Origin of the sequence: Nocardioides sp. JS614, assembly GCF_000015265.1 — a bacterium.
In the GTDB taxonomy this organism is placed as follows: domain Bacteria; phylum Actinomycetota; class Actinomycetes; order Propionibacteriales; family Nocardioidaceae; genus Nocardioides.
On the sequence record NC_008699.1, the window covers coordinates 3529438 to 3543230 of the forward strand.

A 13793-nucleotide genomic window follows, 5' to 3' on the forward strand; every position below is an offset into this window, starting at 1 on the left:
TTGTCTCTAAATTGCGCAATCATCTGCGTGATATCGCGCATACCGTGCGCTAGGCTGCCCGCTGAGCGAAAGGGGCCCCTCCATGTCACGGCAGGCGGAGACCGTCGAGCTGCTGCTCGAACGGGGATTCGTTTCGGTCGCGGACCTGGCCAAGCACTTCGACGTGACCGAGTCCACGGTCCGGCGGACCCTGGCGCAGCTCGAGGCGCGCGACCTGGTCCAGCGCACCCATGGCGGGGCGCTGCCGGTGCGGCAGACCGAGGCACCCACCGATCTCAAGCAGACCCTGCACCAGGCCGAGAAGAGGGCCATCGGCAAGGCCATGGCCCAGCGGATCCTGCCGGGCCAGACGGTCCTGCTCGACAGCGGGTCGACGACCCTCGAGGTCGCCCGGCACCTGGAGGCCCGCCAGCTGACCGTGGTCACCAACGACCTGCTGATCGGCAAGGTCATCGCCGAGCGGCAGAACGCGCACCTCGTGTTCATCGGAGGCGAGCTCTTGCCGAACCTCTACACGATGTGGGGACCGACGTCGGTCCAACAGCTGCAGAACCTCCGGGTCAACCTTGCCGTCTTCGGCGCGGACACGGTGACGGCCGACGGGATCTACAACACCACGAGCTACGAGCTGGAGGTCAAGCGCACGATGCGGTCGATCGCGGCGGAGGCATTTCTCGTGGCTGACAGCTCGAAGTTCGGCAGAGAGGCGTTGTTCAAGGTCTTCGACTTCGATGCCTTCACCGCCGGCATCACCGATGACCTCATGGCCCCGATGCGGGCGGCGCAGTTCCCCGTGCCGCTCATCCGGGCCAAGGTGTAGCCGGGGCGCCGTACCCCGGCCCAGCAGTGGCGGCCGCACACCTGCGTGGCCACCACTGCTGGATCTCGAGTGCCATCTGCTGGCAGAGGCGGAGAAGCCTGTCGTCGAGGTGGCCTGAGGCCACCGCGGGCTCTACTCCGTCGAGTTGTACAGCACGCCTCGCGAACGCAGCTCGCCGTTGGCCAGCCGAGTCAACGCATCCTCGGCCTGAGCCATCGGGAAGCGCTCGACGACCGTGCGGATCTTGCCTTCCGCGGCGAGCTGCAGGACAGCTCGCATCTGTTCGCGGTTGCCCAAGATCGAGCCCTTGATCGTCTGACCCTTGTTGAAGTGGAACTCCTCGACGTTGATCGGCACCCCGTTCACGAGGGTGCCGCCCCACTTGAGGGTTCGCATCGCCTGTGCAGTGACCTCGTCGGATCCGGCGAAGGTCAAGACGGCGTCGGCGGTGTCCGCGATGAGGTCGAGAGCATCCTGATCGGTGGAGTCGACCGTGCGCGCGGCGCCGAGCTCTTTCGCGACCTCCAGGTGGGCCGGCGTCCGGCCCACCGCCACGACCTCGGCCCCGGTCAACACCGCCATCTGGACGGCCATGTGACCGACGCCCCCGAGACCGAAGACGGCCACGACATCTCCCGGCCCTACATCGATCTTGTCGAGGGCCCCATAGGCAGTGATCCCGGGGCAGAACAACGGCGCGGCATCGATCAGGTCGAGCGACTCCGGGATCCGGTAGGTGTGCTCGGCAAACGAGAGCATGTACTCCGCGTATCCGCCGTCGACGTGTTCCCCGGTGATGATCCGCTCGTGGCACAACTGCTCCCGGCCGGTCGTGCAGAACTCGCATTCGCCGCAGGTCCACCATAGCGGCTGCACACCCACGGGGTCACCGACCTCGAATCCCTCGACGCCTGCACCGATCGCGGCGACCCGGCCGGTGACCTCGTGCCCCGGGATGATCGGGCTGATTGCCGGAACCCCGCCCTCGACCCAGTCCCCCTCGATCATGTGGAGGTTCGACCGGCAGACTCCGCAGCCTGCCACCTTGACCAGCAGCTGGCCTCGGCTCGGTTCGGGACGGTCGACATCGGTCCAGAGGAGTGGATGGTGCGAGAGGTGGGCGGGGGTCGTGAGCTGGTTCGCGTGCATCGTTATCACAACGAGGACTATATTGCCCAGCCCGTGCGGCGCTGACGGCGCGATCACTCATGAACACCGGGGCCGCGGACTCATCCCCACGCGCGGAGTTCGACGGTCTACTTCCGCTTCCCGTGCGGCCGGGCAACGGTGGCCGTCAGGACCGGATACGCCACGGCGGCTTGGGCGTCGACGATGCCGTGGCCGTAGCTGCTCGTGAACACTCCAGTGCCGAGTCCCGGCGTGCGGGCGGTATCGACCAGGGCGTCGTGGACGTTGGCCGCCGTGCGTCCCTGGGCGTAGAGCAACGCCGCCACCCCTGCGACGTGCGGAGTCGCCATCGAGGTGCCCGCGTAGTAGTCGTAGTCCTGCTGGCCGCAGGCCGCCGACCCGGTGCCGACGGGCACCGTGGACACGATGTCGTCCGCGCAGGCCACCAGGCCGGCACCACCGGGCGCGGCCACGGCGTCGACGTCGGGCTTGATCGCCCCGTTGGAGTACCACGCCGGCGTCTCGTCGCGAGTCGTCGAGGTCACGCACAGGGCACCGGCCTCGAAGGACGGGGTGTCGCAGACCGGGAAGCTCTCGTTGCCTGCGGCGGCCACCACGAGCACGCCCTGGGCGGCGGCGTAGGCGATCGCCTCGGTGACGGCCGTGTCCAGTCCGGTGAGGCTGAGAGCCTGACCACCCGGGACGGCACCGAGGCTCAGGTTGACGACGCTGGCGCCATGGTCGACGGCGTACCGGATCCCGTTGGCGATGTCTCCGAAGGAGCCGCTGCCGTCCTCGAGCGCCTTGATCGGCATCACCTTGGCGTCCCGGGCGACACCCGCGACCCCGAGGCCGTTGTCGGCGGCCGCGGCCACGATGCCACTGACGTGGGTGCCGTGGCTGTCGGCGGGCTGGGCCGCACCGTCCATGCCGACCCAACTACCGTCACCGCAGTAGCTCTGCTTGGGTCCGCAGCCGACGGTGGTGATGCCCGGGACCAGCTGGCCCTGCAGGTCAGGGTGGTTCAGGTCGACGCCGGAGTCGACGACCGCGACCACGACCCCGGACCCGGTCGTCGTTGCCCAGGCGGCCTCGGCCCGGACCTGGTCGAGACCCCACTGCTGCGAGCGCAGCGGATCGTTGGTCACGGCGCCGGCGGGGCCGCCGACGAGGATGGTGGCGACGACGACGGTCAGGACCGCGCCGAGGATGTTGATGATCGTGCGCAGAGGCATGCGAGAACTCCCGAGTGAGTGGATGTGCGATCCAACGAGCCTCCTGCTCGCAGGTCACGCGGCCTTCACCGTGCGAGCGTCACCGCAAGCCGCTGCCGGGCCCACGCCCAGTCGACGCGCTCCTGCTCGAGCCGGATGTGCTCACCGAGGCGGTCGGTGACGAGATCGTCGTACAGGTCTCGCTCCGCGTCGCTCAGCCGGGTCAGCCGGGTCAGCCGGGACCTGGCCGGCCGGTCCTCGCGCACCCAGCGGTCCCGGTGGGCGAGCAGCGTCTCTCGGTCCATGAGCAGTGACCGACTGTGCGGCAGCCAGGCACGCAGCCGCCAGGCGGCGTGCCGCTCCCGCAGCGCGTCGACTGTCTCGTGGTCCACGGCGACACCTTCCTGTCACGTTCGAGGGCCAGCCTAGGCAAGCGCACCGACAGCCTCCTCGGCGACGCGCCAAGCTGATGTAGCACGAAGTGCTACCGTGTGAACATGAGCCCGCAACCCGAGATCAGCCAGCGCGACCTGCGGCTGCGGTCGAAGGAGATCATGGACTCCGTCGAGCGCGGGCAGGCCTTCACGGTCACCCGCGACGGGCACCAGATCGGGGAGCTCATCCCCCTGCGGAGGCGGCGCACGTTCGTCTCGCGGGCGACCTTCCTCGCCCCGGGCGGCACGAGCACGATCGATCCCGAGCGGCTCCAGTCCGACCTGGACGCGATGATCGACAACGACGTCACCGACCCCTACGCGGTCCGGCATGCCGACTGAGCACGCCCGCGCCCTGATCGACACGAACATCGTCATCCTGCGGGACCGGCTCGCGCCGGAGGACCTGCCCGACGAGATGTCGATCAGCGCCGTGACGCTCGCCGAGCTGTCGGCGGGCCCGCACGCCGTGGTCGGCGACGATCCCCGAGCCCGTGCCGAGCGCGGACGCCGCACCGCGATCCTGCAGCGCACCGAGAGCGAGTTCGAGCCGCTCGCGTTCGACGCGGCCGCTGCGCGCGTCTACGGCCAGCTCAGCGGCGCGGTGCGGGCCCACGGCCGGACACCCCGCCGCCGGCACGCCGACCTCCAGATCGCGGCAACCGCCGTCGCGAACGGACTGGCTCTCTACACGACCAACCCGGACGACTACGCCGGACTCGACGACTGGCTCACCGTCGTGTCCGTGGCCCGACCGTCATAGCGACGCCGAGCGTCCGAGCGACCCCTTGCCGCCCTCGCAGCAATGGCTACTGTGAGGTCAACCCCGAGCAGGAGTCGCCGTGCCCACCTGCGTCAGCGCCCATGTCCTCCGTGAGCCCCAGGGCTCGTTCGAGCTCGTCGACGGGATCGAGCTCGCCGACCCGCGTCCCGGTGAGGTTCTCGTCCGTTACACCTCGACGGGGTTGTGCCACACCGACCTGTTCGCGCGCGACGTCTTCCACCACCCCGACTTCCCGCCGGCCATCTACGGCCACGAAGGCACGGGCGTGGTGGAGCAGGTGGGACCGGGCGTCACCGACGTCGCCGAGGGCGACCGCGTGATGGCCTCCTACACGTCGTGCGGCCAGTGCCGGACCTGCCTCACCGGCCGGCCGTTCAACTGCGAGCGCTTCAACGACGTCAACTTCGCTCTCGCCCGCGGCGACGGCTCCTACAAGGACCTGCAGCTGCAGGTGTACCGGGTTCGCGGGGCCGACCTCGACCGCCCTCCTCTGGCGGACCAGCAGTACGGCGCGGCCCAGCACTCGTCGGAGTCCTGATCGACTCCGGGCCAGCCGGAAGCCGCTCGTCAGGTGGTAGATGCCGAAGGAGTCTCGAGCACATGAGTCAGGACCGCAGGAACGCACGCTGGCAACGCGCCTGGGACAAGCATGCGGGCCACTACGACAAGGAGATGGGGTTCTGGGACCGTCACCTCTTCCGGGACAGCCGGTCCTGGGTCTGTGGGCGTGCCCGCGGCGACGTCCTCGAGGTCGCCGTCGGCACCGGCCTGAACCTCGGCGAGTACCCGATGGACGTGGCGCTGACCGGGATCGACCGCTCCCCGGCCATGCTGTCGATCGCGCGCGAGCGAGCGACGGACCTGCGCCGGGACGTCAGGCTCGAGGAGGCGGACGCCGCGCGCCTGCCCTTCCCCGACGCCAGGTTCGACACCGTGGTCTGTACCTACGGCCTCTGCGCGATCCCGGATCACCGGGCGGCGCTCGCGGAGATGGTGCGGGTCCTGAAGCCGGCGGGTCGGCTCCTGCTGTCCGATCACGTCGTGGCCACCAACCCCGTCGGGCGCGGGGCGCAATGGCTCCTCGAGCTGGCCACGGTGCCACTCCAGGGCGAGCACTTCCGGCGCCGACCCGCCGAGCTGCTCGCCGACCTTCCCGTCCGAGTCGAGGTGCGTGATCGGTTCGGTCCGGCCGGCATGGTCGAGCGGATCGCGGCCACCAGGCTCACCGGCTGAGCAAGCGCGAGGCGACCAGTTCACCGGCCGACATCGAAGACCTCGCAGCACACCGCAGCCTGGCCCTTGGGGTAGTTGAGGCATAAACTAGGGCACCCGGCGGCTACGTCGCCGACGGTCTTCGGAGGTGGTCTTGTGGACGTCGTCTTCCTGGTCGGCCGGATCTTGTTCGCCTTCCTGTTCCTCGGATCCGCTGTCGGGCACCTGACCAAGAGTGCTGACATGGGCGGCTACGCCAGCTCCAAGGGCGTCCCGGCAGCCAGGATCATGGTGCTCGGCACCGGCGTACAGCTGGTTGTCGGTGCGCTCATGGTGCTTTTCGGCGTCTGGGGCGACCTCGGCGCCCTGCTGCTGGCACTGTTCCTGTTCGGCGCGGCATTCCTGATGCACGCGTATTGGAAGGAGAGCGAGCCGATGGGCAAACAGATGGAGATGATCCAGTTCAACAAGGACATCGCCCTCGCCGGAGCCGCTCTCGCGTTCTTCTGGGTGTTCCAGAACGGAGTGGACCTGACCCTCACCGACGGACTGTTCTCCTGACGGCAGGCAGCCTCGGCTCACGGCGACTCACTGCGTGGTGAAGGCGATCTGGTCGGTGATCGGCAGCGGCACCGAGTCTCCGGTGGTGAGCAGGAGGTCGATCGAGCCCTGCAGCAGGTAGCTGCACTTGGGCAGCGACGCGATCGTGACCGGGTTGTCGGCACTGTCGAGCAGGGTGTTGACGGTGCCGAAGAAGTCCTGGGCGATCGGCGGGAGGGGATAGTGGTACGGCCCGCCCGGCCCCGTGACGGTCAACGACATGCTCCCCAGGTCGGGGTGCGCGGCGGTGTAGTTCACGTTGAGCGCGTTGGTGATCCGCGCGCAGCCGTGGCCGATGAGCTCCTGGACGTCCAGACTGATCACCCCGAGCTGGCCGTCGACCCGCGTGGGCACCCACGACCCGTGCTTCTGCACCTGGTCGTAGGTCGTGTTGGCCAGCGCGACCCGTTCGGCGATCCCGGCCTGCACCTGGGTGGCCGGCTGGCCGGCGACGCGCACCACCATCCGCAGAGCCACGTACTCGTCGGCTGCGAGGCCGGCGGGAGCGGTGCTCTGCCCGGCCACGATGCCGGCCAGGTCGTGGGTCTGCGCCGAGATGCTCGCGCTGTCGAGGCCGAGCAGGTTGTTGTTCGGCACGAAGAGGCCGGTGGTCAAGCTGTTGTCCTGCGGTACGGCGATCCAGCCGTCCGCGTCCGGAGCCACCGCGACCTCGTCGGGCCCGTTCGCACCCAACACCACCACCCTCTTGGTCTCCACCGGCGGGAAGGACCCGGTCAGGCGCTGCCACGTACCGATCTGCATCGCGTTCATGAGGGCCGGGCGTACGGGCTGCCAGCCAGCCCCGGCGTCGAACTCGAAGCGGTACTCCGCCGGCTGACCGCTGAAGAGCCGTCCGAGGACCCCGTTGAGCCGCAGGCCCGCGTAGAACGCCCGGTCGTCGCCGAGCGTGTGGCCGGTGCCACCAGGCGCGCTGTCGAATCCGGTGAGAGTCTTGTAGCTGCCGATGTGGTCGAACCAGGGGTAGGGCTGGTCGGTGCCTGGCGGCACGTCCTCGACGCACAGATCGACGCAGAAGCACGGTCCGACGTTCTCCCGATCGGGCTGGCGGCCACGCGAGCGCGGCTCGTGGAGGAGTACGCCGGTGGGTCCGTCGACCCAGAAGTACACATCCGGCCCCGCGACCAGCTCGATGTTGATGGACGGCGACCATGGTGTCCGCCGGAACGCGTCGGCGGTGTAGTCGATGCGGAAGTGGCCGCTCGTGTCGGTGACCGCGCTGCCCAGCGGGTCGTCCTGGAGCCAGTCGACGTCGAACGCGCTGACCTTCACGCCGGGCACCGCGATCGCGGAGTCACACACGCGCACGTGCCCGCAGATCGACCACCAGCCGAGCCGCCCCCGGAGGCCGCACCAGATCCGGTGCGGGATGTCGTAGGACCAGGCCGCCACGAAGCCGTCCTCGACCGGCCGCCACTGCGGAGCCAGTGTGGTCAACGTGAACGACAGCGGCTTGGGCGGCACCTTGTGGCCGGTCATGGTGCCGCAGAAGATGTCGACGTCGAACGCCTCGCCGTCGTACCGCTCGGCGAGCTCGACCCGGAAGAGGCCGTCCTCGCCGATCACCGCCTCGCCGAGGAAGTCATCGGCCCGAGTATCAGCCACCGAGGCCTCGAGCACGATCGCGGTGTGCTTCGGATCGGCAGCAGCATCGCTGCTGATCGTGATGCTCGTGCTACGAACCAGGCGGACGGTCGCCCCGACCAGCGGTTCGGAACAGTCGTCGCAGAGAAGGCCGATCAGCCGGCCCGTGAACAGGTGGGACATCGTGTGCTCCTCGAGACAAGCCAGGCCCGCGGTGAGCCGTGGCGACTTGGAGGAGCGCCTCGGCGGCTCGTCTGATACGCCGGCTCCGGCTCGACCGACCGGATCGCCCAGGAGCTCACCGCCGCCGGGCTGCGGCTCGAGGGTTGGCGGCACGCAACAAAGCCCCAGCAGGAGCGGCTGGGGCTACGGAAGTCACTGAAACTGCAGGCCAAAGCGGCAATTCGTGGTTGACCGTCGTTGGTCGTTGTGAGCTGTTTCTGGACCCTCGTGTTGCCCCCGTGTTGCCCGAGAGCAAGATCCGGAGCCCGAGGGGCATAGCAGAAACTGCTATAGTATGGGTATGACCAGTCGGAGCGACGTGCTGCGCAACGTGATGCTAGAGACGAGCACCACACAGTCCGACTTGTCCCGGCTCAGCGGCGTGCGCCAGCCGAGCATCAGCGGCTTCCTCTCCGGCAATGTCGACATCAGCGACGACATGCTCGACCGGCTGTTGTCCTGCATGGGCTTTCGCCTTGAGGTCGTACGTCGCCCCGTTGTCCCCGAGCTGACTCGCTCCGAACGCCGCTCATGGCAACTGCACCGGCGGCTCTCGACGCTCCTGAACCGCGAAAGCTTCAAGGAGTGGCGGCCGACGATCGAGCACAACCTCGACCGTCTCGGCAACCGGGTGACTGGGCAGCCGCACGAGCGGAATCTGGAGCGCTGGCGGCAGCTCGTCGACCGTGGCGACGTTCCCGGCATGCACCGCATCCTCACGGGTCTCGACCGAGACTCGATCGAGATGCGCGAGGTCTCCCCCATGTCCGGCCTGCTCCCTGACGACCAGCGGCGCGAAGTCCTGCACCTGGCTAGCTGATGCGCCGAGACCAGCTGGAGCACGCCATCCGCACGGCCTGCCAGATCATCCAGCAGCCCGAGGTCATCGTGGTCGGCTCGCAAGCGATTCTCGGGACGTACGACGAGTCACAACTCCCTGACGCGGCCACGATGTCGATCGAGGTCGACATCCTCCCCATCGCCGACACCAATGCCGAGGCCGCGCGGTTGGCCGACCTCATCGAAAGTGTCGCCGGCGAGCTCTCGCCGTTCGAGGAGTTGCACGGCTTCAGCATTGACGGCGTTGACCTCCAGACGGCCGTACTCCCTGACGGCTGGCGCGATCGACTGGTCAAGGTGCAGAACGCCAACACGGCAGCCCCGGCCGGCGAGCCACGGTTCACAGGCTTGTGCCTCGACAAGGAAGACCTGTGCGTCGCCAAGCTGGTCGCCTTCCGCGACAAGGACCGCAACTTCGTCGCCGCGCTGCTCAAAGCGAACCTTGTCGACGCCGACCTCATCGCCGAGCGCCTGTCCACAGTCCCGCCCAAACACGCAACGGCAGTCGAGCAGGGCCTGACCTGGCTGACTTCGACGCGCTAGACCGGCCCGCAACGTGGCCCACGGGGTCAACCTCCCACGAGTCGGCAAGCACGAGCACCGCTACCTGACCCACGAGCAGGCCGACGACCGCGCCACCGCGACCGGCTACCCAGCCGATCCAAGCAAGCACAGCAGCCTCGACACCCGCACCAACGAGACCTACCGGCTGGTCGTGTTGTTCCTCGCCTACACGGGAGTGCGGTTCGGCGAGATGGCTGCGCTCCGGGTCGCCCTGCTCGACCTGCGCCGCAGCCGCGCCGTCATGGTCGAGTCCGTGACCCCAGTGCAGGGCCACGGGCTCGTCTGGGGCAGCACCAAGACCCACCAGCGCCGCGAGGTGCCGATCCCCCGGTTCCTGGCCGCCGAGCTTTCCCAGCACGTCATGGGCAAGCAGCCGGACGACCTCGTCTTCGCCGGTATCCGGAACGGCCAGCCGCTGCGGGTCAGCACGTTCCGTACGGCGTTCAGCGCGGCGGCGAGGACGATCGGCGTACTCGACCTGCACCCGCACCGCTCCGGCACACCGCCGCCAGCCTGGCGATCGCCAGCGGCGCCGACGTGAAGGTCGTCCAGCAGATGCTCGGCCACAGCTCGGCGACCATGACGCTCGACACCTACGGCCATCTCTTCGAAGACCGGCTCGACGAAGTCGCCAGTGCTCTCGACGCCGCCCGCGAGGCGGCTCAGCAGCGCCGGGACGACCTGCGAGCGTTGCCCCCGTGTTGCCCCAGTGTTGCCCGAGCTCGGTTTCGTCGAAAATGACGAAGAGGCCCCGTCCAGCGTCTCCGCTGGTCAGGGCCCCTCTTCCAACTGGTACCCCCGACCGGATTCGAACCGGCGCTACCGCCTTGAGAGGGCGGCGTGCTAGGCCGCTACACAACGGGGGCTGGTGCTCTGCGAGCAACCCGAGAACCTTATCGGAGCGGGGTGTTCGCACAAAATCGCGGCCCGCCGGCGAACCTTCGGGACCGCGACCTCGCTGGGATACTAGGACTCGAACCTAGACTAACTGGACCAGAACCAGTCGTGCTGCCAATTACACCATATCCCACTGACTTACTTGTTTTATGCCCTTCCGCCGAGGCGGTCGGGCACGGTGGAGAACATTACACGCGACCTCTCGGAGCGACCAATTCGCCTGGCCCTGCAGGGGTTTCGGTGGTGCTGCGCAGGCCGAGCCGGCGGGCGAGGAGCATCACGAGCGCCAGGTAGACCAGCGACTGGGTGAGGGTCACCGGGATCGACCACCAACTGTCGCCGGTCGGGTTCAGCGTGGACGCCATGTCACCGAACGCGAGCGCCAGGCCGAACGCGAGCCAGTTGTTGAGGACGTGCATCGCGATGCCGGCCTCGAGACCGCCGGTGAGCACGACGAGCAGTCCGGCCACCAGCCCGAAGGCGAACCGGTCGAAGAAGACCGGCGCGCTCTGGGCGCCGTGGGCGAGCGCGAACAGCAGCGCCGGGAAGAGTACGGCGGCCCACGCGCGGCCGAACAGCCCGCCGAAGGCCTGGGTGAGGTAGCCGCGGAACGCGTACTCCTCCCCCGCGGCCTGGAGCGGGGTGAGCAGCACCACGACGATCAGGAAGTCCCGCGTCGTCGAGGTGAAGTCGTTGAGCTGGCCGCTGATCTCGGTGCCCTCACCCTGCGACGGCACGACCGCGGACACGACGAGCGTCGCGAGCAGCGCGGCGACCGACAGCCCGAAGCACGCGAGGAACCAGCCCCAGCGCAGCCGGGGGCGCACGGACGCGAGCCAACCCGGGCGCAGGCCGTGCAGCGCCCGGGTCAGCAGCCACGCCACCGGGATCGCGCAGGCGAGCACCACGTTGAGGTAGGCGAGCCCGAGCGGCGTCGGGTCGTCGAGGTCGAGCAGCCGGTCGACGCCGTCGACCACGTCGCGGCCGGCGAGCGCGAGGCCGAGGGCGAACGGCAGCTGGACGATCACCGGGATCACGACGAGGAACGCGAGCCCCAGGCCGAGGACCCCGACGACCGGGCGCCACGAGCCGCGGCGGCCGCCCCGGTGGACGAGGTGGTACGGCAGCGGGGCCCGAACCGGAGCCGGCTCGACCGCCGGCTGCGCCCCGTGCTCAGCCAAGAGCGCTCCGCAGCCGGGCCAGCGATCGGTCGCGGCCGAGCAGCTCCATCGACTCGAACAGCGGCGGCGAGACCCGGCGCCCGGTCACGGCGACCCGGACCGGACCGAACGCGTTGCGCGGCTTGACCCCCATCGCCTCGACGAGCTCGGCCTGCAGCGCGTCCTGGATGGCGCCCGTCGACCACTCCCCGACTCGCTCGAGCGCGTCGAGGGCGCGGCGTACGACGGCCCGCCCGTCGTCGTTGAGCAGCTTCTCCGCGTCGGCCTCGTCCCGCGTGAACGACTCCTCGTCGACGAACAGGAAGCCGAGCATGTCCACGGACTCGGTGAGCTTGTTGATCCGCTCGGCCACCAGCGGCATGGCCAGCTCGAGCAGCTGGGTGTCCGCGGGGTTGACCGGGTCGGACAGCACGCCGGCGCCCTTGAGGAACGGGAGCACCCGCTCGGTCATGACGTCGAGGGAGAGCAGCCGCATGTGCGCGGCGTTGATCGCCTCGGCCTTCTTCATGTCGAAGCGTGCGGGGTTGGGGTTCACGTCGGCGATGTCGAACGCCGCGACCATCTCCTCCATCGAGAAGACGTCACGGTCGGCGGCGATCGCCCAGCCCAGCAGGGCCAGGTAGTTGAGCAGGCCCTCCGGCAGGAAGCCCTGGTCGCGGTAGGCCAGCGCGTGCGCCTCCGGGTCCCGCTTGGACAGCTTCTTGTTGCCCTCGCCCATGACGTAGGGCAGGTGGCCGAACTCCGGCGTCGCCTTCGCGATGCCGAGCTCCTCGAGCGCGGCGTACAGCGCGATCTGGCGCGGCGTGCTGGAGAGCAGGTCCTCGCCACGCAGCACGTGGGTGATCTCCATGTACGCGTCGTCGACGGGGTTGACCAGGGTGTAGAGCGGATCGCCGTTGGCGCGGCACAGCGCGTAGTCGGGCACGAACCGGGTCTCGAACGTGACGTCGCCGCGCACCAGGTCGTGCCAGGTGATCGACCCGTCGGGCATCCGGAACCGGACGACCGGTCGCCGGCCCTCGGCCTCGAACGCGGCGCGCTGCTCGGTGGACAGGTCGCGGCAGAAGCCGTCGTACCCCATCACCTTCGAGCCGGAGGCCTTGCGGCGCGCGTCCACCTCCTCGTTCGTGCAGAAGCAGTCGTAGGTGTACGACGACTCCGCGAGGCGGGCCAGCGCGTCGCGGTAGATGTCGCCGCGCTCGCTCTGGAAGTACGGCGCGTGCGGCCCGCCGACCTCCGGGCCCTCGTCCCAGTCCAGGCCGAGCCAGCGCATCAGGTCGATGATCGCGTCGTAGGACTCCTGGGTGCTGCGCTCCCGGTCGGTGTCCTCGATGCGGAACACGAAGGTGCCGTGGTGGTGCCGCGCGAACGCCCAGTTGAAGAGCGCGGTGCGGACCAGGCCGACGTGCGGGCTCCCGGTCGGGCTGGGCGCCATCCGGACGCGAACGGTCTTCGGCTGGTTGTTCACCGCTGGGTCACCTTGCCTTGACGGGGTTCGTGAGAGTGCCGAGTCCGGCGATCGAGACCTCGACCTCGTCGCCGACGTCCATGGGGCCGACGCCCTCGGGGGTGCCGGTGAGGATGACGTCACCGGGGAGCAGCGTCATCACGCTGGACACGTACGCGATCAGGGTCGGGATGTCGAAGATCAGGTCCTTGGTCGAGCCGTCCTGGACCAGGTCGCCGTTCAGGTGCGTCTGGACGCTGCGGCCCTCCGCGAAGTCGTGCGGGTCGAGGTCGGTCTCGATCCACGGCCCCAGCGGGCAGAACGAGTCGAAGCCCTTGGCCCGGGTGAACTGCACGTCGCTGCGCTGCAGGTCCCGCGCGGTCACGTCGTTGCCGATCGTGTAGCCGTGGATCACGTCGGTGGCCTGCTCGGGAGGTACGTCGCGGCAGATCCGGCCGATCACGACGGCGAGCTCGCCCTCGTAGTGCAGGTTCTGCGTCTGCGGCGGGTAGAAGATCGGGTCGCCCGGGCCGATCACGCTGGTGTTCGGCTTGAGGAACATCAGCGGCTCGGTGGGTAGGTCGTTGCCCAGCTCCGCCGCGTGCGCCGCGTAGTTGCGGCCGATCCCGACGACCTTGCTGCGCGGCAGCACCGGCGCGAGCAGTCGCACGTCCTCGAGCCGGTGCTCCTGGTCGAGCAGCTTGACGCCGACGTAGAGCGGGTCGCCGGCCAGGGCCACGACGACGCTGTCGGGGTCCGGCTGCCCGAACTCGTCGAGCTCGCCCGTGACCACGCCGTACAACGGGTCTTCGCCCGTGGTGAACCTTGCGATGCGCACTAGGGGAGCC

Annotated in this window: 15 protein-coding genes, 2 tRNA genes and 1 pseudogene; 9 read left to right on the top strand and 9 right to left on the bottom strand. The window is 69.1% G+C overall.

Going from position 1 to position 13793, the window contains the following annotated elements; translation table 11 throughout:
* Nucleotides 1-82: 82 nt before the first annotated feature.
* A complete protein-coding gene (locus tag NOCA_RS18290) occupies nt 83-820 on the top strand; it encodes a DeoR/GlpR family DNA-binding transcription regulator (protein ID WP_011756757.1) in 738 nt (245 codons plus the stop codon).
* 132 nt (nt 821-952) lie between these two features.
* Here the strand turns inward: NOCA_RS18290 and NOCA_RS18295 are convergent, their stop codons facing one another.
* The 3 genes from NOCA_RS18295 to NOCA_RS18305 form a co-directional block, all read right to left on the bottom strand.
* Complete coding sequence (locus tag NOCA_RS18295; RefSeq protein ID WP_148217935.1) at nt 953-2026, bottom strand: zinc-dependent alcohol dehydrogenase family protein; 1074 nt, start codon at nt 2024-2026, stop codon at nt 953-955.
* Between the two features lie 50 nt (nt 2027-2076).
* The gene (locus tag NOCA_RS18300; RefSeq protein ID WP_083768196.1) at nt 2077-3183 is read right to left on the bottom strand and encodes a S8 family serine peptidase; all 1107 of its coding nucleotides are present in this window, start codon (nt 3181-3183) and stop codon (nt 2077-2079) included.
* Nucleotides 3184-3248: 65 nt separating this feature from the next.
* Nucleotides 3249-3554, bottom strand: coding sequence for a Wadjet anti-phage system protein JetD domain-containing protein (locus NOCA_RS18305; RefSeq protein ID WP_011756760.1), 306 nt, complete (start codon nt 3552-3554; stop codon nt 3249-3251).
* A 105-nt stretch (nt 3555-3659) separates the two neighbouring features.
* Here NOCA_RS18305 and NOCA_RS18310 point away from each other — a divergent pair, with 105 nt between their 5' ends.
* From NOCA_RS18310 to NOCA_RS18330, 5 genes are all read left to right on the top strand, one after another.
* A complete protein-coding gene (locus NOCA_RS18310; RefSeq protein WP_011756761.1) occupies nt 3660-3938 on the top strand; it encodes a type II toxin-antitoxin system Phd/YefM family antitoxin in 279 nt (92 codons plus the stop codon).
* Nucleotides 3928-4359 (top strand): type II toxin-antitoxin system VapC family toxin, encoded by a 432-nt coding sequence (locus NOCA_RS18315; protein ID WP_011756762.1) that lies wholly within the window; start codon nt 3928-3930, stop codon nt 4357-4359. Before NOCA_RS18310 ends, NOCA_RS18315 begins: the two co-directional genes overlap by 11 nt.
* A gap of 79 nt (nt 4360-4438) precedes the next feature.
* Nucleotides 4439-4918: an alcohol dehydrogenase catalytic domain-containing protein gene (locus NOCA_RS18320; RefSeq protein ID WP_011756763.1), complete on the top strand. Its 480-nt coding sequence runs from the start codon at nt 4439-4441 to the stop codon at nt 4916-4918.
* 62 nt (nt 4919-4980) lie between these two features.
* Nucleotides 4981-5613 (top strand): class I SAM-dependent methyltransferase, encoded by a 633-nt coding sequence (locus NOCA_RS18325; protein ID WP_011756764.1) that lies wholly within the window; start codon nt 4981-4983, stop codon nt 5611-5613.
* Nucleotides 5614-5748: 135 nt separating this feature from the next.
* Nucleotides 5749-6153 (top strand): DoxX family protein, encoded by a 405-nt coding sequence (locus tag NOCA_RS18330; protein ID WP_011756765.1) that lies wholly within the window; start codon nt 5749-5751, stop codon nt 6151-6153.
* Between the two features lie 27 nt (nt 6154-6180).
* Here NOCA_RS18330 and NOCA_RS18335 read toward each other — a convergent pair whose 3' ends face one another.
* On the bottom strand, nt 6181-7977 hold the full coding sequence (locus NOCA_RS18335; RefSeq protein WP_049774401.1) for a hypothetical protein: 1797 nt from the start codon (nt 7975-7977) through the stop codon (nt 6181-6183).
* A gap of 340 nt (nt 7978-8317) precedes the next feature.
* Between NOCA_RS18335 and NOCA_RS18340 the strand changes: the two genes are divergently transcribed.
* The 3 genes and pseudogenes from NOCA_RS18340 (at nt 8318) to NOCA_RS28035 (ending at nt 10161) form a co-directional block, all read left to right on the top strand.
* A complete protein-coding gene (locus NOCA_RS18340; RefSeq protein WP_197687699.1) occupies nt 8318-8836 on the top strand; it encodes a helix-turn-helix domain-containing protein in 519 nt (172 codons plus the stop codon).
* Nucleotides 8836-9399: a DUF6036 family nucleotidyltransferase gene (locus tag NOCA_RS18345; RefSeq protein ID WP_011756768.1), complete on the top strand. Its 564-nt coding sequence runs from the start codon at nt 8836-8838 to the stop codon at nt 9397-9399. The genes NOCA_RS18340 and NOCA_RS18345 overlap by 1 nt, the downstream gene beginning before the upstream one ends.
* 211 nt (nt 9400-9610) lie before the next feature.
* A pseudogene (locus NOCA_RS28035) lies at nt 9611-10161 on the top strand (tyrosine-type recombinase/integrase).
* A 49-nt stretch (nt 10162-10210) separates the two neighbouring features.
* Here NOCA_RS28035 and NOCA_RS18355 read toward each other — a convergent pair.
* From NOCA_RS18355 to NOCA_RS18375, 5 genes are all read right to left on the bottom strand, one after another.
* Nucleotides 10211-10286 (bottom strand) — tRNA-Glu (locus NOCA_RS18355).
* Nucleotides 10287-10378: 92 nt separating this feature from the next.
* Nucleotides 10379-10450 (bottom strand) — tRNA-Gln (locus NOCA_RS18360).
* 55 nt (nt 10451-10505) lie between these two features.
* Nucleotides 10506-11498: a CPBP family intramembrane glutamic endopeptidase gene (locus tag NOCA_RS18365; protein WP_011756771.1), complete on the bottom strand. Its 993-nt coding sequence runs from the start codon at nt 11496-11498 to the stop codon at nt 10506-10508.
* Nucleotides 11491-12966, bottom strand: a complete 1476-nt coding sequence (gltX, locus tag NOCA_RS18370) for a glutamate--tRNA ligase (protein WP_011756772.1) — start codon at nt 12964-12966, stop codon at nt 11491-11493. Before gltX ends, NOCA_RS18365 begins: the two co-directional genes overlap by 8 nt.
* 7 nt (nt 12967-12973) lie before the next feature.
* Nucleotides 12974-13783: a fumarylacetoacetate hydrolase family protein gene (locus NOCA_RS18375; protein WP_011756773.1), complete on the bottom strand. Its 810-nt coding sequence runs from the start codon at nt 13781-13783 to the stop codon at nt 12974-12976.
* Between the last annotated feature and the right edge of the window lie 10 nt (nt 13784-13793).